The sequence below is a fragment of the Stenotrophomonas sp. TWI1149 genome, assembly GCF_039673155.1.
GTDB classification, from domain to species: Bacteria; Pseudomonadota; Gammaproteobacteria; order Xanthomonadales; family Xanthomonadaceae; genus Stenotrophomonas; species Stenotrophomonas maltophilia_AA.
Genome location: NZ_JBDJLB010000019.1, coordinates 51,539 through 72,683, shown reverse-complemented (window position 1 = coordinate 72,683; position 21,145 = coordinate 51,539). Strand labels below are relative to the sequence as shown.

Sequence of the window (21,145 nt, the reverse complement as noted above, 5' to 3'; positions counted from 1 at the left end):
CGGGTTTTGGGGGGTGGGGGTTGGGGGGCTTTATTGCTTCAAACCCTTTTATGCTTTCACCCTTGGGGGGGGGGGTTGGGGGGGGGGGGGGGGGGGGGGGGGGGTGCGCGGGACCCGCCGTGAACCCATCCATGGGGGCTCATATGCCGCCATCCATGGCGGCATATGGTCCCGCACACCCACCCACACCCCGCCCCCGACAGTGGGCTGGTGGCCAAGGTCAAAGCGACGGGCGGCTCGGCAGCTCGGCGCCATTGCTGTCGCGCCGAGCGTATTGATCTGGTGGAAGCAACGCGGGTCGAAGCGTGGGCATGACAGAGCGCAGCCACGACAGAGCGTAGCCAAGCAGGTCGAGCGAACTGGCGCGGAGTCTGTGAGGCAGAGCAAAGCAACGCTGAGCCCATCAAGCTGGGCGGATCAAAGGCGAGCAGATCAAGAGCCGAGCAGATCAAGAGCCTAAGCCGGGGTGCCGCTTTTCCATTGCGCACCAGCCCATTGTCAAAGGGTGGGCACGGGTGGGTTGGCGGGACCATATGCCGCCATGGATGGCGGCATATGAGCTTACATGGACGTACTTGCAGCGGGTCCCGACAACCCACCCGTGCCCGCCCAAGCCAGGGCGAGTCCAGCACTAAAGGCAGTTGCTCTGAGCGCTGTTGCTCCAAGAGCTGTTGCTCCAAGAGCTGTTGCTCTAAGGGCCGCTGCTCTAAGAGCCGTTGCTCCAATAACGGAGATCAAAAAAAGACGGCGCCCGAAGGCGCCGTCTTACTTCCACTCAGCGGCTTGGAGAGAGTAAGCCGCAGATCAGAAAGGGTTGATCAGGCGAACCCGATCAGAAACGCTGCTGGTACTTCATGTACATGTAACGGCCGATATCGAACCCACCGTAGTACGTGAAGCTGCTGTTCGGCTGGCTGTACATGATCGGACCCTGATGGTCGAACACATTGTTCACGCCCATCGACACCGTGCCATTCCACGGCAGCACATAACGCACCTGGACATCGTGGAACGTGTTCGAACCCACCTTGTTGATGCCCTGCTGGCCCGTATAGGCCGAGCTGAAGCCCGGATTGCTGCACTCCGTCGTGTAAGCGCAGTTCTCCTTCATGCTGGAGTAGTAACGCGCCGTCCAGCCCAGGCCGAAGTTGCCGTACTGATAATCCAGATTGAGGTTCGAACGCACGCGGAAGTTGCCTTCCCAGCCCGTGTACTGACGCACCGGGGTGGTGTCGACGTTGTCGTTCTTGCGCTCCAGGTAATCCACGTACGTGGTGTTCCAGGAGACCGCGAACTTGCCGATCGCCAGCTCCGGCAGACGGTAGCGGACCGACAGGTCATAGCCGGCCGTTTCCTGGTAGCCCGCGTTCAACAGCGTGCGGTCCAGACCGTTGACCTGGCCGAGGGTGCGGCCCGACTTGGCACGGGTGAAGCGGTCGCACGCAGCGTCCACACCCAGCACGTAGCACTGGTTGAGCATGTCCGTGGCCGACTCACCGACGATCACGTCGTTGATGCGGATCTTCCACCAGTCCAGGCTCAGGTCCAGGCCCGAGACGAACTCCGGGCTGTACACCACGCCCACGGTCCAGGTCTTGGCGGTTTCCGGCTTCAGCGCGGCGTTGGAGCCCGAGCTGAAGTCCGTGCCACCCTGCTGGCCCGGTACCGTCGCGGCGGTGCCGTCAGCGGCGAGCTGGCGGAAGTTGGCCGGGACACCGTTGGCCAGGCAGCGCGCCAGGACCTGCGGGTTGTTGGCGGCCGCGCCGAAGGTGGTGTCGCACGGATCGGTGTACGAGTCACGCGTGCTGGTGGTGCCGCCGTACAGATCTTCCACGGTCGGTGCACGGAAGCCGGTGCCGTAGGTGGCGCGCACCAGCAGGCTGTCGATCGGCTTCCACTTCAGGCCGAACTTGGTGTTCGTGGTCGAGCCGAAGTTGTTGTAGTCCGAGTAGCGACCGGCCATGTCCAGCGACAGTTCGCGGGCGAAGGCCATGTCGGCCAGCAGCGGGACCTGCAGTTCCAGGTAGACCTCGTTGAGCGAGTAGTCGCCCTGGGTCGGCTGGCCGGTGGTGCCGGCGATCTGGCCCTGCTGGACCATCAGGTCCGGCGAGTAGCTGGCTTCTTCGCTGCGGTGCTCGACACCCAGTGCACCCAGGATGTCACCGGCCGGCAGGCTGAACAGCGAGCCGGAGATGTTCGCGCTGGCCACCTTGGTGGTGCTCTGCATCTTGTCGGTGAAGCGGGTGAACAGGAAGTCCTGCACATCCTGGTTGCTCATCGAGCCCGGGCCGGTGTAACCCATCGGGGCCAGCGGGTTCCACGGGGTGCAGCCGGCGATCACGTTGCCGACGCTGCCGCAATGGGCAATGCCCTGGCCATCGATGAACGACGGGCCCACGGCCTGGTTCACGTTCGGCTGGTACATGCTGCCCGTGCCGATGCGCTCGCCTTCATTGCGGTTGTACATGTAGCTGACGTTCCAGTCCCAGTAACGCGAACCGGTGTCGAAGCTGCCTTCCAGGCCCAGGCTGGCGCGCTTGGTGGTCAGGTTGTTCTCGGTGCCGCGCGGCAGTTCTTCGGTGCGGTGCGCGAACGCCACGTCACGGCCGAACGGGTTGAACGCGCTGTCCTTGGACAGCAGCGCACGCGAACCGGTGCTCTGGTACGGGTAACCGGCCAGCTGCTTGCTCGACTCGCGCTCGCTGTACAGCGCATCGGCGACTAGGCGCAGGTCATCGGTGATCGAGAAGCCACCGTTGGCGAACACCGACTTGCGCTGCAGACCGGTGAGCAGGCTCATGTTGGTCTTGGTGTTGGCATCGTTGGCCTTGTCGGCCGGCGTGAAGTTGCCCAGCTGGGTCGGATCGCCGCCCGGACCCACGCTGAGGTTCCTGCCATCCACGGTCGCGTAGCCCCACGGGGTGACGCCGCTCAGGCCGTCGGCGGTGTGGCGCGGGCCGTTCGGGTACGCGGTGAACTCACGCTCGCCACCCAGGACCGGATCTTCGTCGGTGTACTCGCCACCCACGGTGACCCAGCCGCGGTCGAAGGTCTTGCCGAAGGTCGCGCTGTAGGCGGTCTTCTGGCCGTCGCCTTCGCTGTACTGGCCGACGTAGGCGCTGACTTCCGCGCCGTCGAAGTTCTTGCGGGTGATGATGTTGACCACGCCGGCGATGGCGTCCGAGCCGTACAGGGCCGAGGCACCGTCGGTCAGCACTTCCACGCGTTCCACGATCGAGGACGGGATCGAGGCCAGATCGGAGTAACCGCCGGCGCTGACGCCCATGCGGCGGCCATCGATCAGCACCAGGCTGCGTTCCGGGCCCAGGTTGCGCAGGCTCACGTACATCCCGCCGAAGTCGCGACCGGATTCCAGCGAGGAGGCACGGCTCATGCTCGGCGAACCGGCGGCGGTGACGTCCTGCAGGATGTCGGCGACGTTGACGTAGCCCTTCTTCTCGATCTCGGCGCGGTTCAGCGCGACGACCGGCTGGGCGGACTCGACGCTGGCCTGGCGGATGCGCGAGCCGGTGATCTCGATGCGATCGAGGTTGGTGGTGCCGTCATCGGCACTCTGTGCGAAGGCGGGGGCACTGCAGCTGGCGACAAGCGCGATGGCGATCGCGTTGCGCAGCGGATTGGTCTTCAAATACATCCGTGCGTTTCTCTTTCTCTGTAAAAACATTCGCCCGTTCGGGCGGCGTGGGGAACAACACACCACGACGTGGGGGGCGGGAGTCTAATGACTTTTCAAAATTTTTACTTTCATTTGAAAGCGTAAAAAGCGCTTTAAATGAACGATGGCTGACAAATCCACGCATTCAGACGAAACCTTTTTCACATCGTCGTGCAGCGCGAAGAAAACAGCACCACCGCGGTGGGCCGAGGCAGCAATAGCGGCGACGTGCGAGGCAACTTGAGTGCGTGCGGCGTGTCGAGGCAGCGCGCGTACAGCTGCGCGATCGACAGCTAAACGTGCAGTGAACACGCGCGCACAAAAAAAGAACCGCACTCTTGCAAGTGCGGTTCCAGACTTGGTATTCCGCGTGCGCGATCACGCGCACGCGCGTTGTTCAAACGTATCGCTCAGGTCTCGCGCAATGCCGTGGTGATCGGCAGCCGCGCCGCGCGCAGTGCCGGGAACAGGCCGCCGACCAGGCCGATCCCGAGTGCCCACTTCAGGCCCGTCCACAGCAGCTGCGGGGACACCTGGAACTGGAACACCACCTGGCTGAAGTTGTTGCCCAGCGTGGACACGGTGTAGTTGTTGAACACCAGCCACGCCACCAGCCCACCGAGCAGACCGCCGAGCAGGGCCAGCAGCATCGTCTCCAGCATCACCGCCGTCACCACCGGCACGCCGCGGAATCCGATCGCGCGCATGGTGGCGATCTCACGTGCGCGCGTGGCCACGGCCGCATACATCGTGTTGAGCGCACCGAACACCGCGCCGATCGCCATGATCGCGCCGATCACCGTGCCCAGGATGCTGATCAGCTTGCTCAGGCCACCGGATTGCTTGCGGTAGTAGTCGCGGGTGGTCTCGACATCCAGTTTCAGGCGCGGGTCGGCCTCCATGGCCGCCTTGAACTGCTGGAAGCCCGCCGCCCCTTCGGTGCGCACGTTGACCGACTGGTAGGCACTGCGGTTGTAGGTGGTCGACAGTGTCTGCGTGTCCGACCACAGCTCCGACTCGTGCACATCGTTGGAGGCGAACACGCCCACGACCGTCCATTCCTGCTTGCCCAGCTGCAGGGTCTTGCCGATCTCCAGGCCCTCGAACTGCGCCTGCGCGCCCTTGCCGACCACGATCTCGCGCAGGCCCGGTTTGAACCTGCGGCCGGCGATGATGCGCACGTTGTCGCGCACCGCCCACGCCTGCTCGCCGACGCCGCGGAACTGCACGTTGGTATCGCTGTGGTCGCTGCGCGAGAGCAGGCTGATCACCTGCGACAGCTCGGCGGAGATCAGCGGCTTGCCGTCGCTGCCGCGGGCCACGCCGGGCAGGGTCTCGATCAGCGGGACCTGGTCGCGCATGATCACAGAGTTGGTTTCCGCCTGCGAGCCACCGCGCAGCACGATCGCCACGTCATCGCTGCCGCTGCGCTCCAGGGTGGCCTTGAAGCCATCGCCCATCGCCAGCATGGCCACCAGCACCCCGACCACCCCGGCGATGCCGACCACGATCACCGAGGAGGCACCCCAGCGCTGCGGCAGGCTGGCGATGCCGATGCGCGCGGCCGCCAGCGACAGCCGGCCAGTGCGGGTCAGCACCAGCCAGGCGGCCAACAGCACGGCGATCGCCAGCACCATCCACCACGGCAGCACGATCCACACCACCAGGGCGACCAGCAGCGCCACCACGGTCAGTACGTTCCACATCCATTGTTTGTTCATGGTGGTCTCCTCAGCGCCCGGCCAGTGCATCGACGATCTTCAACCGCTGCGCGCGCAATGCCGGCAGCAGGCCCACCACGATCCCGATCACCGCCATCAGGCCCAGTGCCATCACCCACGTCTGCGCCGGCACGCCGGGCAGGCTGATCATGCCCTGGCTGCTGGCGCTGATCACCGGCATCACGATCGAGGCCAGGCCCATGCCGATCAGCCCACCGAGCACGATCAGCAGCACCGACTCGACCATCACCAGCACCAGCACCGTGCCGTCCTTGAAGCCCAGCGTCTTGAGGATCGCCAGCTCCGGGATGCGCTCGCGCACTGCCTGGGCCATGGTGTTGCCGGTCAGCAGCACCAGGGTGAAAAACACCGCCGCCATGATGCCGGTGACGATCAGGCCGATATCGGCGAACTGCTTGGCGAAGGCCTGCGAGAACGACGCTTCGGTCTGCGACTTGGTTTCGTGGTCGGAGTTCAGCGACAGCGCGTCGATCGCCTGGGCAACGCGTGAGGCATGCGCCGGGTTGTCCAGCTGCACGGTGTAGAAGCTGACCTGGTTCTTGATGTAATCGTTGGACTCGTCGAAGTAGCTCCAGTGCAGCAGCAGCTGATTCTCCGCGCCAGCGTTGTTGCGGTCCTTGGCGCGGTAGATGCCACTCAGCTCCAGCGGCCAGTCGTTGCTGCCCTTGCGCGGGAAGATCGTGGCCTGCATCGGAATGGTGTCGCCGACCTTCCAGCCGAAGCGCTTGGCCAGCGCTTCACCGACCAGCGCGCCGGTGCGGGTGTTCTTGAACGCCTCGGCCTGCTCGGGCGGCAGCTCGAACTCGGGGTAGAGGTCCATGTAGTTGTCCGAGACCGAGAAGCTCGGGAAGAAGTTCTTCTGGTCCTGGTAGATGCCGCCGAACCACATCGCGTAATTGACCTTGCGCACGCCCGGAGTGGCTTCGATGTCGCGCAGCAGCCGTAGCGGCAGGCTCTGGGTGATCGAGAGCTTGGAGGACACCACCAGCCGCTTGGCGCCTTCGATGGTGTCACCACCGGAGTTGAAGGCCACCCGGACCGAATCGAGCATGCCGAACAGCAGGAAGGCCGCCACCACCGACAGCAAGGTCAGCAGGGTGCGGGTCTTGCTGCGGAACAGCTGTGCCCAGACCAGCGAGAAGTATTTCATCGCCGCATCCTCCGTCAGTGGGCCGCTGGCACGTCGGCCAGTTCGCCCTTGTCCAGGTGCACCGTGTGCGTGGCGTACTCGGCGGCCTTGGGATCATGGGTGACCATGATGATGGTCTTGCCGTGTTCGCGGTTGAGCTGCTGCAGCAGCCCCAGGATCTCCTCGGCGGACTGGCGGTCCAGGTCGCCGGTGGGCTCATCGCAGATCAGGAAGGTGGGGTCGGAGACGATCGCGCGGGCGATCGCCACGCGCTGCTGCTGGCCGCCGGAGAGCTCGTTCGGCCGGTGGCTGCGGCGGTCGGCCAGGCCGACCAGGGTCAGCGCGATCTCGGCGTTGCGCTTGCGCTGCGCCGCGCCCAGGTGGGTCAGCAGCAGCGGCAGCTCCACGTTCTTCTGGGCGGTCAGCATCGGCATCAGGTTGTAGAACTGGAACACGAAGCCGACGTGGTGGCTGCGCCAGGTCGAGAGCTGGCCACCGCTCATGCGGTCGATGCGCTCGCCCTCGATCTCGATCTCGCCCGCGGTGGGCGTATCCAACCCGCCGATCAGGTTGAGCAGGGTGGTCTTGCCCGAACCGGACGGGCCCATCAACGCGACGAAATCGCCCGACTGGATGTCCAGATCAATGCCGTGCAGCACCTGCACTTTCTCGGGGCCGCGCTGGTAGGTCTTGGTGATGTTGCGGAGCGAAACCAGGGTGGACATGGGTGGTTCTCCGTGGATCAGTGAGAAAAGGCATGCGGCGCGCCCGGGCGAAGGCCGCCGGGTTCCGCGGTGACGGCCAGCCGCCACCGTGCGCGCCGTGACGGCACGAGGGAGTCGCACTTGCTGCGAGCGTGGGGGCGGCTCGCGTACTGCTACCTTCGGCCCGTCAGGGGGTTTCGGTGACCTTGCTGCCGTCGTGCAGCTCGGCCGGTGGTGAGGTCACCACGACCTCGCCGGCACTCAGGCCCTGCGTGACCTGGCGGTCGTTGTTGAGCGTGGTGCCCACGGTGAGCGCGCGCTGTTCCACCCGCGCATCGTCCTTGACCACGAAGGCGACCGTCTTCTGGTCGCGCTCCACGATCGCCGCCGCCGGTACGCGCACGCCCTGCGGCTTGGCGGCTTCGGTGGGCTGGGCGCTTTCCAGGAAGCTGACCCGCACGCCCATTTCCGGGACGATGCGCGGGTCCTTGGTCTTCAGCGCCACGCGCACCTTCACGGTGGCCTTGCCGCGGTCGGCGGTCGGGATGATCGCGATCACTTCGGCCGGGATTTTCCAGTCCGGGTAGGCATTGAGGGTGGCTTCGACCGGCATCTTCGGCTGCACGCGGCCGATGAAGGATTCGCCGACCTCGACTTCGATCTCCAGCGAGTCCATGTCCACGATGGTGCCGATGCCCGTGCGGGTGAAGCCGCCGCCGGCCGACAGCGGCGAGACGATCTCGCCCGGCTGCGCGGCCTTGGCGGTGACCACGCCGGAGAACGGCGCGCGCACGATGTTGTTGTCCACGCCGAGGTCGGCGATCGCCAGCGAATCGCTGGCCACGGTGGTGTTGCGCTGGGCAGTCTTGAGCTGGGCGCGCAGGTTGTCGCGCTGGGCGATGGCCAGGTCGTACTGCGAGCGCGAGACCAGCTGCTGGCCGACCAGTGCCTGCAGGCGGCCGGCCTCGGCATCGGCCTGGGCGACCTGCGCCTGCAGTCCGGCCAGCTGGCTGCGCGCGGCCTCCAGCTGCGAGGCCGAGAGGCTGCGCTGTGCGTTGGCATCGATCGGGTCGAGCGTGGCCATGATCTGGCCCTCTTCCACACGCATGCCTTCCTCGATCATCACCTCGCGGACCTTGCCGGTGATCTTGGCCGAGACGGTGGCCATGCGCCGGGCGACCACATAGCCGCTGGCATCGAGCACCGAGCTGCTGGCGCCGCCCTGCTGGATCGCCACCACCGGGGCAGTGGTCACCGCGATCGGGCGCTCGCGGCCGAACACGAACCAGGCCAGCCCGGCCAGCACGATGAGAAGGACGATCGCCAGCACGATCCAGCGGCCACGTCGCGAGGGCGACGGTGGCGGCGAACCGGCCTTGCGGTCGATGCGGAGTTCCTTGAGCAGTTCAGCGGATGCGTTCATCGTGAGTCTGGACGGGGAATCGGGCCGAGTGTGACCGCAACGGCGGCCGGGGGGCAAACCGGCACGGTGGCCGGGTGGTGCACAGCATGCCCGGCGGCCTGCGGCGGCGGCAGTGACAGCTGTCACCTGCATGGGCTGACGCCCGCCACTGGGGCCGGCAGCGCGGATGACGGACGCTGTGGGTGTCCTCCCGGGAGTCCGTCATGATCGAGCCCTCTGTGTTGTGCCTGGCCAGTCTGCACGATGCCCAGGTCCACTCCGGCAGCGTCGCCTGCGGCGCATCGGCTGAAGTGGCATGATCGCGCCTGATCGCCCTGCTTTGGAATCGTCCGTGTCCTCCAGTCGGCTCGCCTCCCTGTTGCGCCCCGCGCCGGATTCGGCCGTGGCCGAGAACCTGCGGCGCGGCAGATCGCCGTGGGTCGATGCGATCCACCTGCTGTGGACACTGTGGGTGTTCCTGACGCCGTTGTTCGGCGGTGGATACACCTGGCGCTGGGCGGCGCTGACCCTGCTGACCTACCCGGTGTTCCTGGTGCTGTACGCCGGTGTGCTGCTCGCACCGCGTTGCCACGCACCGCGCTACGCCCTGTCGATGGTGGTACTGGGGCTGGTTCCGCTGGCGTGGTACCCCTCGGCGGTGAGCTACTTCATTTTCGGCTGCGTCACCCTGCGTGTCTCGCGCCGCAGCGGCTATGGGCGTTATCTGCTGCAGCTGGTGGGATTGAACGCGCTGTTCGTGGTGGTGGGTTTGTTGGCCCACTACCCGTGGCAGGCGCTGATCTGGATCCCGAGCATGGCGATGATCATCAGCCTGGTGGTCAACTTCGAGACCGCCAGCCATGAGCAGGATGCGGCGCTGCAGCTGTCGCAGGACGAAGTGCGTCGGCTCGCCGCGACCGCCGAGCGCGAGCGCATCGGCCGCGATCTGCACGATCTGCTGGGGCATACGCTGTCCTTGATCACCTTGAAGCTGGAGCTCTCGCGCAAGCTGGCCGACCGCGATCCGGTGGGCTCGCGCCGCGAGGTGGACGAGGCCGAGACCATCGCGCGCCAGGCGCTGGCCGAAGTGCGCAGTGCAGTCACCGGTATCCGCGCCAGCGATCTGGCGGCCGAACTCGCCTCGGCCCGGTTGCTGCTGGAGTACCAGTATGTGCATCTGCACTACGCGCCGCCGCCGCCGATGCCGGTCGATATCGAACGGGCGTTGTCACTGGTCCTGCGCGAGGCGGTGACCAATATCGCCCGCCACGCACAGGCGCGGCAGGCGTGGATCACCTTCGAGCAGGACGGGCGCAGTCTGTTGATGCAGATCCGCGACGATGGGCGCGGTGGTGTCCACGTCGACGGCAACGGGCTGACCGGCATGCGCGAACGCGTTGCGGCACTACGCGGCACTCTGGTGATGCAGTCGGCGAAGGGCGAGGGCACCTGCGTGACGGTGCGGGTCACGCTGCCGGCGGCAACCACGCCGGTCGTGGCACCGGTCACACCCGATGCCCTCCCGGACGGAGCCACGCCATGATCCGCATCGTGCTCGCCGAAGACCAGGCGATGGTGCGCGGCGCATTGTCAGCGCTGCTCGGGCTGGAGCCGGACATCGAGGTGCTGGGCAGCGCTGCCGATGGCGAAGCCGCGTGGCGGATGCTGCAGCAGCTGCAGCCGGACATCCTGGTCACCGACATCGAAATGCCCGGCCTGTCCGGGCTGGAACTGGCGCAGCGGATCGCCCGTCAGGGGCTCCCGATCAAGGTGGTGATCGTCACCACCTTCGCGCGCTCCGGCTTCCTGCGCCGCGCGCTGGATGCCGGGGTCTGCGGCTATCTGCTCAAGGATGCCCCGGCCGAACGCCTGGCCGATGCGCTGCGCCAGGTGCAGCACGGCGGCCGCGCGATCGACCCGCAGCTGGCGCTGGATGCCTGGTCGCAGGCCGATCCGCTCAACGACCGCGAGCGCCAGGTGCTGCGCCTGTCCGGCGACGGACGCTCGGCCAGCGAGATCGCCACCCAGCTCGGGCTGTCGCACGGGACGGTGCGCAACTACCTGTCCGAATGCATCGGCAAGCTGGGCGTCGCCAACCGCATCGAAGCGTATCGGCTGGCGCGGCAGAAAGGCTGGTTGTAACGCGGTAGGCGCCCACCGTTGGTGGGCGCGATGCATGGGATCGATACCGGCCGCCCCCACCGACCAACGGTCGGTGGCTACCAGGATGACAGGCAACCTGATTTATCCGGCATCGTCGTTGCGCTCTTTCTCCGGGCCCTTCGCCATCGCCTGGAATACGCCATCGCGGCGCACCCACAGGTGGAACAGCGCAGCCGACAGATGCATCACCACCGTGGCGAACAACACATAGGCCAGCAGGCTGTGCGCGCTGCGCAGGGCCGCGTACAGCGCCGGGTTGTGCGGCAGGATCGCCGGCAGGTGCACGCCGCCGCCCATCACGATCGGATAGCCGCCGGCGGAGAGCATGCCCCAGCCGACCAGCGGCATCGCCAGCATCAATCCGTACAGCACCCAGTGCGAGGCATGCGCGGCCGCGGCCTGCCAGGCGGGCAGGTCGGCCGGCAGCGGCGGTGGACGGTGGCGCAGGCGGTTGTACAGCCGCACCAGCACCAGCAGCAGGATCGCGATGCCCAATGGCCGATGCAGGTCGATCAGCATCGGCCGCCAGTGCAGCGAAGCGACCATGGTCACGCCGACGAACAGCATGGTCAGGATCATCGCCGCCATCAGCCAGTGCAGGACGCGGGCGAGAAGATTGAAATGGCCGGCATCACGGTTCATCGCGCACCTTCCTTGCCCGTGGCAGCGGGCGCGTTGCCGCGGGCGATTTCGCGCTCGCGACGATTGAACGATTGTGAATACACCGCCGAGCGCGCGGCCAGGATCGGATCATCGGTGCCGGCCACGCCGCTGGGCAGGATCAGCGGATCGTAGTTGAGGTCGCGGCAGGCGCCGGTGGCCTGCGGCTGCATGCTGCTCAGGGTCAGCGTGCCGGCCTTCACCTGGCGGCGGTCCTCCGGCCACACCTGCGAAGGATCATTGACCGGGTCGCCATCGTTGGCGACGGTCACCCACATGTCCCAGCGCACCGGACCCTGCGCCAGCCGCTGCGCGAACTCCTCGCTGAGGAAATCATCGTCGGACTGCGCGCGCTGTTCCGGCGTCATGTCCTCGAACGGTGCCTGTGGACGCATGCTCCAGCGCACGAAGCGGTGGCTGCCATCGGCGGCGGTGAAGCGGAAACTGTTGACGCCGTTGTAGGCGGTGTTGGCCCAGCTGTTCGACCACGGGGCGGTCTTGGCCCACTGCTGGAAGGCACGCGCAGAAGGGTATTTCTCCAGCACGGCCGCCATCTTCGCCGGATCCGGTTTACCGGTGGCCGGGTCCGGGATGCCCGCACGGGTCTGCTCGAGGAAGGCTTCCGCGGTGGGTACCGCGAAGAACGGGAAGCTGTTCATCGCCATCCGCCATTCCTGGCCGTCATCGCTGACCAGCTGCAGCGCCATGCTGCGCACGCGGGCCTTGTTGTCGGCACCATGCGGATCGCCGCCACCGATCGAGAGCCGGCCCAATACCGGTACCTGGCGCTGGCGGAACACGCGTGCCGAACTCAGCGCCGCGCCTTCAGGTGTGCCCTGGAACACACCACTGACGCAGACGCCCTTGGTGTGCGCGCGACGGAAGCCCGGCTGTGGTGGGCCGGTCGCTTCGATGGCATCGGTGAAGGTCTGTGCGGTGACGCGGTCGCGACCGATCCAGCCGGCCAGCCAGGCGAAGGCCAGCACCAGACCCCCCGCGATCAGGGCGATCAGTGCGATCCACAGCAGCGGTGATTGAGGGCGTGGAGTGCCCGGTTCGCGACCAGCGCGGGTATAGCCGAAGAGCGACATGTCCGGATTCCTGCCTTCACGAAGCGTGTGGGTGGGCGACAGGGGCATGGTGTCAGAACCCGGCGCAGGCCGATATTCACATTTTCGACAACTCTTCAGAAACGACGATCCCCGCCGGGGCGGGGATCGTGGGGGTCACAGGTGAGGCGCGGCGCTTCAGGCGTACCGCGTCTTCAGCATCGCCCACGCCGAACGCAGCGCCAGCGCTTCGCCACCGGCCGGACGGCCCGGGCGTTCGCCGTCGTTCCAGGCGTACACATCCAGATGCGCCCAGGTCTGGCCTTCGGCGATGAAACGCTCCAGGTACAGCGCGGCGGTGACCGAGCCGGCCATGCGCGAACCGGCGTTGGCCAGGTCGGCGATGTTGCTGTGCAGGTAGCGCAGGTACGGACGCCACAGCGGCATGCGCCAGACCGGATCGCGCACCGATTCACCGGCCTGCAGCCACTGCTGGGCCAGGGTGTCGTCGTTGCTGAACAGCGCCGGCAGGTCCGGGCCGAGCGCGATGCGGGCCGCGCCGGTCAGGGTGGCGAAATCGAGCACGATCTCCGGCTGCTGCTCGCTGGCATAGGTCAGCGCATCGGCGAGGATCACCCGGCCTTCGGCGTCGGTGTTGTCGATCTCGATGCTCAGGCCCTTGCGGGTGGCGATCACTTCGCCCGGACGGAAGGCATCCGGACCGATCGCGTTTTCCACCGCCGGGATCAGCAGGGTCAGCTGCACCGGCAGCTGCTGGGCCATGATCAGCCCGGCCAGGCCCAGCGCGTGCGCCGCGCCGCCCATGTCCTTCTTCATGTTGCGCATGCCATCGCCCGGCTTGATGTCCAGCCCGCCGGTGTCGAAGCACACGCCCTTGCCGACCAGCGCCACGTGCGGCTGGCCCGCGTTGCCCCAGCGCAGCACGATCAGCCGCGGCGCGCGATGCGAAGCGCGGCCCACGGCGTGGATGGACGGGAAGTTCTGCTCCAGCAGCGCATCGCCGGTGATCACCTCGATCTGCGCGCCGTGAGCCGTGGCCAGTTCACGCGCGGCATCTTCGAGCTGCTGCGGACCCATGTCCTCGGTGGGGGTGTTGACCCAGTCGCGCACGCGCAGGCTGGCCGCGACCACGTCGCGCACTTCGGCCGAAGGGGTGGCGGCCAGCTGGGCCGGCGCGCGGTTGGGCTTCCGGTAGCGCGCGAAGCGGTAGCTGCCCAGGCCCCAGCCGATCTGCAGCAGGGTCTCGATCTCCGGTGCCAGTGCATCCGCCAGCGTCCAGACAGTGCCTTCCGGCAGCGCGAACGGCGCATGCGCGTAGCTGTAGACATCGCCCGGGTCGCCGACACCGACGATCGCGCCGGCCAGGCCGTGCTCGCCCGGCAGCAGCACCACGCTGCCACCGCTGCCGTTGAAGCGCTGCGCGTCCAGCCACGCGCCGAGTGCGTCGGACTGCTGCGCACGCCAACCGGCGTACTGCTCGCGGGTCATCACATGCAGCGGCAGCGCATGCGAGGTATCGGACGTGAAACCGTTGATCTGGGACATGGGACTCGAGTGCTCCTTGGGCGGCGGCTTACGCGTGCTGGGCGGATGCGTTCGCATCCAGCCAGTCGGCCAGCCCGGTCAGGGTGTCGAACTGCAGATCGGGCTGCAGTGAAGGATGGGTCCAGGGGTGTTCTTCGCGGTTGATCCAGCAGCCGCGCAGGCCGGCCTGCATCGCACCGACCACGTCCATCTCGGCGTGGTCGCCGACGTGCAGCACGTGGGCCGGGGCCACCGCGAGGCGCTCGCAGGCCGCGTGGAAGATGCTCGCCGCAGGCTTGGCGGCGCCGTGCTCGCGCGAGCCGAGCTGGAAGGTGAAGTGGTGGGACACGCCGATCCGCTGCAGGTCGGCATTGCCGTTGCTGAGCGCGGCGACCGGCACGCGCGCGGCGATCCGGGCCAGCGCGTCCATCGCATCCGGATAGAACTCGACCTGGTTGCGCGCGGCGTAGAACGCCTCGTAGGCCGGTTCGAGCAGGGCCGGATCGGCGCCGCTTTTCTCCAGCGCCTCGCTCAGCGTCAACCGGCGCAGCGCGCTCAGGTCGTAGTGCAGGTGCGGGTTGTCATGGAAGGAGCGCTCGCGCAGTTCGCGCATCGCGGCCACCGGGTACATCGCGGCGGTCGCGGGGCTGTGCTGGAGCATCCACTCGTACAACACCTGGTCGATGCGGGCGCCGATGGGGGCGAACGGCCACAAGGTGTCGTCGAGGTCGAGGGTGATGGCTTGGACGGGGAAATTCACCCCGCCATTCTACGCCTGCGCGCGCGGGCTTTCATGGCGCGCGCAGGGCCGAGGTGAGGTGCTTCAGCGCAGGTCGTAGGAGCAGGCGATGGAGGCTTGGCCCTCGTCCTGCCGCACGCTCAGGTCGTGGCGGCCTACTTCCAAGGTGTAGTCGCCGGCTTCGTTGCGCGGAATCTTCGCCAGCGCTGCGATCTGTTCGATACCGGCTGTGCTGAAGTAGGCGGTATAGCTGTCGATGCTGTCCTCGCCGTTGGCACCGTCGTACAGGTGCAGGCGGTTCACCGGCTGGCCCAGGACGAGCAGCGGCGTGGTCAGCGCATACTCGCCATCGGACAGCTCGCCGTACGCCTGCAGCTCGGTCGGCTTGAGCACCTTCGCCAGCGCGGCGAACTGCGCAGGCGTCAGGTGACGCTTGCAGGTGACCGCCTCGACCAGCTGGCGGCTGGCCACCTCGGCGCTGGGCGGAGGTGCGGCCAACGTCGGGGCAGCGAGGGTGACAAGGCCGGCGAGGGCCAGGCAACGGGTAGCGAGGGAAGACATCAGGGCCGGGATCCATCCGAAAAAGTGCCGGTATTCTGGCAGCACCGGGGATCGCGCGGCCAGCCGTATCCTTGGCCTTGACTGCTTATTCCAGCAGCTTGGCCCAGCCCTGGGTGCCATCCAGCCGCGCCAGCACCAGCTTGATGCAGACCAGCAGCGGCACCGCCAGCAGCAGGCCGACCATGCCCCACAGCCAGCCGAACACCATCAGGGCCAGGATCAGGATCAGCGGCGAGATCGCCATCTGCCGGCCCAGCACGATCGGAGTCACCACCTGGCCCTCGATGGTGTGCAGCGCGAGGTAGCAGGCCGCGGGCAACAATGCCTTGAAGGGATCGCTGAACTCCACGAAACCCATCAGCAGCATCAGCGCCACGCCGATCAGCGGACCGACGTAGGGCGCGAAGTTCAGCAGAGCCGCCACGGTGCCCCATAGCAGCGCCTCCTGCAGCGAAATGCCGAGCAGCAGCAGGATGCCGGAGAACACCAGGCCGACCAGCGTGTTGATCACGGTGATGGTCAGTACGTACCGGGAAACCTCGCGCTCGATCGAGCGCAGGATGTCCGTGGTGAAGCGTTGCTGCTGGCGGTTGGGAAACAGCGCGATCGCATGCTTCTGCAGGTTCTGCCCGTAGATCATGAAGAACAGGGTCAGCAGCACCACCGCCAGCACCGAGGCGGCCAGGCGTGGCGCGCGGGTCAGCACCTTGTAGGGATCATCGAGCTGGGTGCGCACGATCTGCACGCGGCGGCTGCCTTCGCCACCGGCGACGCGCGCGAAGTTCTCGGCGGCCTGGTTGGCCTGCTGCACCGGCTTGGTCAGGTTCTGCACCTGGCGGGCAACCTTGCGCAGCTGCTGCGGTGCTTCCTGGGCCCACTCCATCGCCGGGCCAACCAGCTGCACGCCGAGCGCGGCGGCACCACTCAGGCCGACGCCGAGCACCAGCACCGCACCGAGGAACCGGGGAATCCAGATCTTCTGCAGCATCCGCAGGATCGGGTTGCCGACCAGCGCGAAGAACATCGCCAGCAGGATCGGCAGCACCACGTCCTGTGCCGCCCACAAGGTGAAGGCGACGGCCAGGGTGGCCAGGATCACCAGCGACATCGGGGCGCGTGGGCGCGGCGCGGGCGGTGCGACGACGGCTTCGGCAGAAGGGGGAACCGGGACGCTCATTCGGATCGCACACTGGAAAGGAGCGCCATTATTGGGCAAGCCGGGTGCGCATGGCGTGTGGGGTGCGTGCAGACGAAGAAAGGCCCCGCGACGGGTGCCGCAGGGCCTTCGGATGTTGCGGCCGACCGCGCTGCGATCAGCGTTCGGACAGGTCCGTGGCGGCTTCGGCCGGTTGCGGCTGATGCGGCGAGGCCGGATCCGCGCGGCGTTCCGGGCTGAGCCGGGGCGTTGCCGGGGCCGCAGGCGTCGGAGCCGCCTGACGCGGCGGCTCATCGGTTGCCTCATCCACCTTGTCAGCCGCCTGCTCGGCGGTATCGGCCGCTTCGCTGGCCTGCATGGAGGCGAACGCGGCCTGGGTACTGGCCACCAGATTGGAGACCGAGCCGATCATCTGCAGCCACCGCGCGCCCTGCACCTTCGCGCCCAGGCCGGTGGGCTCCAGCTTGCCGGCCAGGAAACCGCCGGCCAGACCCACGGTGATGATGCGCAGCGGTGTCCATCCGGTACGCCAGACGGTGCTGAGGGTGGACCAGTTGCTGCGGGTTTTCTCCACCCGCACCGCCACCACCAGCTCGGCGCGCTGGACGCGTTGCCGCAAGGCTTCGAAGTTCATCGCTTCACCCCCGTGGTGTCGACGTCGGCATCGGGATCTTCATCGCTGGGCTCGTCATACAGCCCCAGCCGCGACAGCTGGCGGCGGGTGGCATGCATGCCGGTATGGCGGAAGAAGAACGAGACCCGCCACATCGCGTAGCCGGTGACCAGCAGGCTGACGATCGAGGTGATCAACAGCGAATGGAACCAGGACAGGCCCCAACGCTGCATCAGGGCGATCAGCGTACCGGCCAGCAACAACCAGGCCGACGCGCCGAACACGATCGCCACGCCCGCCCAGGCCAGTGCCCGGCCAAACGCGCTGCGCGCCAGTGCGAAGTCGGCAGAAGCCAACCGTCGCAGGGAGCGCAGGGTGTGTTTGGCCGAATCGACGGTCTCACGGCCGGCCTCACCGACCTGACGGATGCTCTCGTCCAGGCGCGGTGCTTTTTCACCGCTGTCCGGTGGCGGGATATCCGCGCCACCGGCAGCGTTCGACTGGGCTTGATCGCTCACGCCGCTGCTTACTTGTCGCCGCCGCTGCGGGCCAGCTTGGCGATGATCCAGCCGGCCGCGAAGGCCACGCCGAAGGACGCCAGCGGACGCTCACGGATCAGTTCGGCAGCGCTGTCGACCAGGTCCTTGCCCTTGTCCATCAGTGCATCGACCTGTTCCTTGGCAGCGGCACCACCGAACTCGGCAGCCGCCAGGCCGGACAGCGCGGTATCGGACAGCTCGGCCTTGACGTTGGCCTTGCCGATGCGCAGCTCGTCACCGGCAGCACCGGTGGCGCCCTTGATCGCACCGCCGGCGGCGGTGGCGGCCGACTTCAGGTGCGAGCCGGCTTCGCCCAGGTGTTCCTTCAGGTTCTCGGTATTGGTGGGGCTCATCGTGTATCTCCTGCTATGCGATGGGGAAGGTGACCGCGGACGATCCGACGGCAACGAACACAAGGTAATAGCACCGGCCGGGTGTAAGCGACGTTACGGCAGCCGCTGCGTTCAGCGCATCACCAGCTGGCCACCACCGTTGCCCCGGATGATGCGCAGCACCAGCTGCGCCGGACGCTGCTGGAAGTTGGCGCGCCAGCTGGCGAGATCGGCAAACTCACCTGCCGTTGCCGCGGTGATCACATCGCCCTGCTGCAGCCCGGAGTTGGCCGCGCGGCTGCCGCGTTTGACCTCGCTGACCAGCACGCCGCTGACACCGGCCTGGCGCAGCGACTCGGGCAGATCGACGAAGGTGGCACCGCCCAGGCGCGGATCGAGTGATTCGCCACTGACCGCGCGCGCCTGTTCCTTGAGCGTGGCCTTGATCTGCAGCGGCTTGCCCTCGCGGCGCACATCCAGGGTCAGCGTGCTGCCCACCGGCTGCAGGCCTTCCACGTTGTGCAGCGCCTGCGCGCTGTCCACGCGCTGGCCGTTGGCCGACACCACCACATCGCCCGGCTTCAGTCCGGCGACCGCGGCACTGGACCCGGCCAGCACGCGGGTGACCAGCGCGCCCCGCGTCTCGGTCAGGCCCAGGCCCTGTGCGATCTGCTGGGTCAGGTTCTGCGTCTCGATGCCGAGCGTGCCGCGCACCACCACGCCGTGCTTGACCAGCTGGTCGACCACGTCGCGCGCCAGGTTGGAGGGGATCGCCAGGCCCAGGCCGATGTTGCCGGCCATGCTGCCCTGCGGATTGAAACTGGCGGTATTGATGCCGACCAGCTGGCCCTGCAGGTTGACCAGTGCGCCGCCGGAATTGCCCGGGTTGATCGAGGCATCGGTCTGGATGAAGTTCTGGTAGCCCAGCCCGCGGATGCCGCTGCGGCCCACCGCCGAGACGATGCCGGAGGTGACCGTCTGGCTGAAACCGAACGGGTTGCCGATCGCCACTACGAAGTCGCCCACGCGCAGCTGCGCGCTGTTGCCGAGCTTGATCTCGGTCAGGTTGCCGGTCGGAATACGGATCAGGGCAACGTCGGTATCGGCATCGGAGCCGATGAATTCAGCCTTGACCGTCCGTCCATCGGCCAGCGTCACCTGCACGTCGTCGGCATTGTCGATGACGTGGTGGTTGGTCAGCACCAGGCCCTCGGCGGCATCGATGATCACGCCGGAGCCCAGCGATTCGTTGATGCGCTCCTGCGGCACTTCCGGGAACAGGCGGCGGAAGAACGGGTCGTTGAAGTAGGGGTTGCGCACGCGCACCACCTGCTTGGTGTTGACGCTGACCACCGCCGGCATCACCCGCTCCAGCATCGGTGCCAGTGACGGTACCGCCTGTCCGGCGACCGCCGCGGGCAGCGCGGCCGTGGTCGGAATCGTGTACGCGGCCGGTGCCGCTTCGGCACGGTTGTCCAGGTGCGCGTTGATGGCCGTGGCGGTGAATCCGCCGAAGGCAGCGGCGAGGGCGAGCGTGAGCAGGGTCGGGAGCGGTCGCATGTCCGGCGGTTCCGTGTCGGAGGGGGCGGGGGCAGGGAAAACAGGTATACGGTAATTCAACCTGAATGAGTGTGTCCGCAACCGGCTAAACCCGGCATGAAACCCGCCGCGGCCGCGGCGTTCCCGACGACGTCGGCAGGCCGATGGTCGGGGTGCCGAGGCAGCCGATAGGGAGGACCGGAAGTGCCTGCCAAGATGCATCCGGTGATGCCCGATCGCACCCTCGTCGTGCGCCAGCAACGCGCACCAGCGTGATCGAAACCAGCGCAAATGCCGGGTGTGGAGGCAGGGAATGGATCAGGTGCGACGACCAATTGTCGAATCATCGGATGCGGCGGAGATGCGCATCCAGACACACGCCATGCACCACGCACTGGAACGGTAATGCTGTTTTCAAGGGGTTTCGTGCAAGCACCTGGTGCGTTGCTTGCTGCCGCCGATGGGGGTGCTACTGTCGGCTTGGCACGTGCATCGCATCAAGACCGTTCCACGATGGACCGCGCCGGTATAGCATCGCCAGCGATTTGACTAACCAGGCCCCTTAGGAGGCACTCAATGAGCAACGGTAATGGTGTGACCACGGTTCTCTCGCAGACCGTCGAAGATGCAAAAGAAACCGCCACCAACGTCGGCGAGACCATCGCACACGTTGCGGAAGATGCCGTCGCTTCGGTGAAGAAGACCGCCAAGCGCGCACGCAAGGCCGCCACCACCCAGGTCGCCAAGGTCAAGAAGGCCGTGACCAAGGTCGAGAAGACCGTCGCCAAGAAGGCTGACAAAGCGGCCAAGTCGGTCGGCAAGACCCTGGCCACCGCCAAGCAGAAGCTGGAAACGGCCAAGAAGAACGCCAAGGCCGAAGTCACCGCGATCAAGAAGCAGGTCGCCAAGAAGAAGGCTGCCGCTGAAAAGGCCGTGACCAAGACCACCAAGGCTGCCGGCAAGAAGGCCACGACCGCCAAGAAGGCCGTGACCAAGAAGGCTGCCGCCGCCAAGAAGACCGTGACCAAGAAGGTTGCCACCGCCAAGAAGGCCGTCGCCAAGAAGACCGCGACCGCCAAGAAGGCCGTGACCAAGAAGACCACCGCCGCCAAGAAGACCGTCGGCAAGAAGGTCGCCGCTGCCCGGACCGCCGTTGCCAAGAAGTCGGCGACCGCCAAGAAGGCCGTGACCAAGAAGACCGCAGCGGCCAAGAAGGTAGCCGGCAAGAAGACCGCCGTCGCCAAGAAGACCGTCGGCAAGAAGGTCGCCACCGCCAAGAAGGCTGTTGCCAGGAAGTCGGCGACCGCCAAGAAGGCCGTGACCCGGAAGACCGCGACCGCCAAGAAGGTGGCCGGCAAGAAGACCGCCGTCGCCCGCAAGTCGGTCGGCAAGAAGGTCGCCACGGCCAAGAAGGCCGTGACCAAGAAGACCACCGCGGCCAAGAAGACCGTCGGCAAGAAGGTCGCGACCGCCAAGAAGGCTGTGGCCAAGAAGGCTCCGGCGAAGAAGGCTCCGGCCCGCAAGGCCGCCCCGGCCAAGCGTGCTGTCGCCAAGCCGGTTGCCCGCAAGGCGCCGGCCAAGCGCGCGCGCAAGTAA

General features: G+C 66.9%; 19 protein-coding genes. 3 read left to right on the top strand and 16 right to left on the bottom strand.

The features are described from left to right. Positions 1–832: 832 nt before the first annotated feature. The 6 genes from ABE424_RS18675 to ABE424_RS18650 form a co-directional block, all read right to left on the bottom strand. Positions 833–3,655 (bottom strand): TonB-dependent receptor, encoded by a 2,823-nt coding sequence (locus ABE424_RS18675; protein ID WP_346492592.1) that lies wholly within the window; start codon positions 3,653–3,655, stop codon positions 833–835. Between the two features lie 84 nt (positions 3,656–3,739). Continuing rightward, a complete protein-coding gene (locus ABE424_RS18670; RefSeq protein ID WP_346492591.1) occupies positions 3,740–3,988 on the bottom strand; it encodes a hypothetical protein in 249 nt (82 codons plus the stop codon). Between the two features lie 98 nt (positions 3,989–4,086). Then, positions 4,087–5,397 carry an ABC transporter permease gene (locus ABE424_RS18665; protein WP_346492590.1) on the bottom strand — a complete coding sequence of 437 codons (1,311 nt, stop codon included), beginning with the start codon at positions 5,395–5,397 and terminating at the stop codon, positions 4,087–4,089. 10 nt (positions 5,398–5,407) lie between these two features. Then, positions 5,408–6,568, bottom strand: a complete 1,161-nt coding sequence (locus ABE424_RS18660) for an FtsX-like permease family protein (protein ID WP_319209689.1) — start codon at positions 6,566–6,568, stop codon at positions 5,408–5,410. Positions 6,569–6,582: 14 nt separating this feature from the next. Further along, complete coding sequence (locus ABE424_RS18655) at positions 6,583–7,272, bottom strand: ABC transporter ATP-binding protein (protein WP_179460460.1); 690 nt, start codon at positions 7,270–7,272, stop codon at positions 6,583–6,585. Between the two features lie 166 nt (positions 7,273–7,438). Then, entirely contained in the window at positions 7,439–8,674 is a 1,236-nt protein-coding gene (locus tag ABE424_RS18650; RefSeq protein ID WP_346492589.1) for an efflux RND transporter periplasmic adaptor subunit, read from the bottom strand. Positions 8,675–8,969: 295 nt separating this feature from the next. Here ABE424_RS18650 and ABE424_RS18645 point away from each other — a divergent pair, with 295 nt between their 5' ends. Together ABE424_RS18645 and ABE424_RS18640 are read left to right on the top strand one after the other, a co-directional pair. Next, entirely contained in the window at positions 8,970–10,196 is a 1,227-nt protein-coding gene (locus ABE424_RS18645) for a sensor histidine kinase (RefSeq protein ID WP_346492588.1), read from the top strand. Then, positions 10,193–10,795, top strand: coding sequence for a response regulator transcription factor (locus ABE424_RS18640; protein ID WP_123731154.1), 603 nt, complete (start codon positions 10,193–10,195; stop codon positions 10,793–10,795). Before ABE424_RS18645 ends, ABE424_RS18640 begins: the two co-directional genes overlap by 4 nt. 102 nt (positions 10,796–10,897) lie before the next feature. Here ABE424_RS18640 and ABE424_RS18635 read toward each other — a convergent pair whose 3' ends face one another. The 10 genes from ABE424_RS18635 to ABE424_RS18590 all read right to left on the bottom strand — a co-directional run bounded on the left by ABE424_RS18635 (position 10,898) and on the right by ABE424_RS18590 (position 19,570). Beyond that, positions 10,898–11,458, bottom strand: coding sequence for a cytochrome b/b6 domain-containing protein (locus ABE424_RS18635; protein WP_346492587.1), 561 nt, complete (start codon positions 11,456–11,458; stop codon positions 10,898–10,900). Next, the gene (locus tag ABE424_RS18630; protein ID WP_346492586.1) at positions 11,455–12,567 is read right to left on the bottom strand and encodes a catalase family peroxidase; all 1,113 of its coding nucleotides are present in this window, start codon (positions 12,565–12,567) and stop codon (positions 11,455–11,457) included. Before ABE424_RS18630 ends, ABE424_RS18635 begins: the two co-directional genes overlap by 4 nt. Before the next feature lie 156 nt (positions 12,568–12,723). Continuing rightward, on the bottom strand, positions 12,724–14,091 hold the full coding sequence (locus tag ABE424_RS18625) for a leucyl aminopeptidase family protein (protein WP_346492585.1): 1,368 nt from the start codon (positions 14,089–14,091) through the stop codon (positions 12,724–12,726). Positions 14,092–14,119: 28 nt separating this feature from the next. Further along, entirely contained in the window at positions 14,120–14,830 is a 711-nt protein-coding gene (locus tag ABE424_RS18620; RefSeq protein ID WP_102788871.1) for an HAD family hydrolase, read from the bottom strand. A gap of 63 nt (positions 14,831–14,893) precedes the next feature. Continuing rightward, on the bottom strand, positions 14,894–15,370 hold the full coding sequence (locus tag ABE424_RS18615) for a hypothetical protein (RefSeq protein WP_313208837.1): 477 nt from the start codon (positions 15,368–15,370) through the stop codon (positions 14,894–14,896). 85 nt (positions 15,371–15,455) lie between these two features. Continuing rightward, complete coding sequence (locus ABE424_RS18610; protein WP_176990931.1) at positions 15,456–16,547, bottom strand: AI-2E family transporter; 1,092 nt, start codon at positions 16,545–16,547, stop codon at positions 15,456–15,458. Positions 16,548–16,683: 136 nt separating this feature from the next. Beyond that, on the bottom strand, positions 16,684–17,160 hold the full coding sequence (locus ABE424_RS18605) for a protein sip-5 (protein ID WP_346492584.1): 477 nt from the start codon (positions 17,158–17,160) through the stop codon (positions 16,684–16,686). After that, on the bottom strand, positions 17,157–17,657 hold the full coding sequence (locus ABE424_RS18600; protein WP_176990933.1) for a phage holin family protein: 501 nt from the start codon (positions 17,655–17,657) through the stop codon (positions 17,157–17,159). The genes ABE424_RS18605 and ABE424_RS18600 overlap by 4 nt, the downstream gene beginning before the upstream one ends. Positions 17,658–17,665: 8 nt before the next feature. Next, a complete protein-coding gene (locus ABE424_RS18595) occupies positions 17,666–18,031 on the bottom strand; it encodes a hypothetical protein (RefSeq protein WP_019185548.1) in 366 nt (121 codons plus the stop codon). Between the two features lie 111 nt (positions 18,032–18,142). After that, complete coding sequence (locus tag ABE424_RS18590) at positions 18,143–19,570, bottom strand: Do family serine endopeptidase (RefSeq protein ID WP_346492583.1); 1,428 nt, start codon at positions 19,568–19,570, stop codon at positions 18,143–18,145. Positions 19,571–20,125: 555 nt separating this feature from the next. On the opposite strand from ABE424_RS18590, the gene ABE424_RS18585 reads away from it, so the two are divergent. Then, positions 20,126–21,145, top strand: coding sequence for a histone H1-like repetitive region-containing protein (locus tag ABE424_RS18585; protein WP_346492582.1), 1,020 nt, complete (start codon positions 20,126–20,128; stop codon positions 21,143–21,145).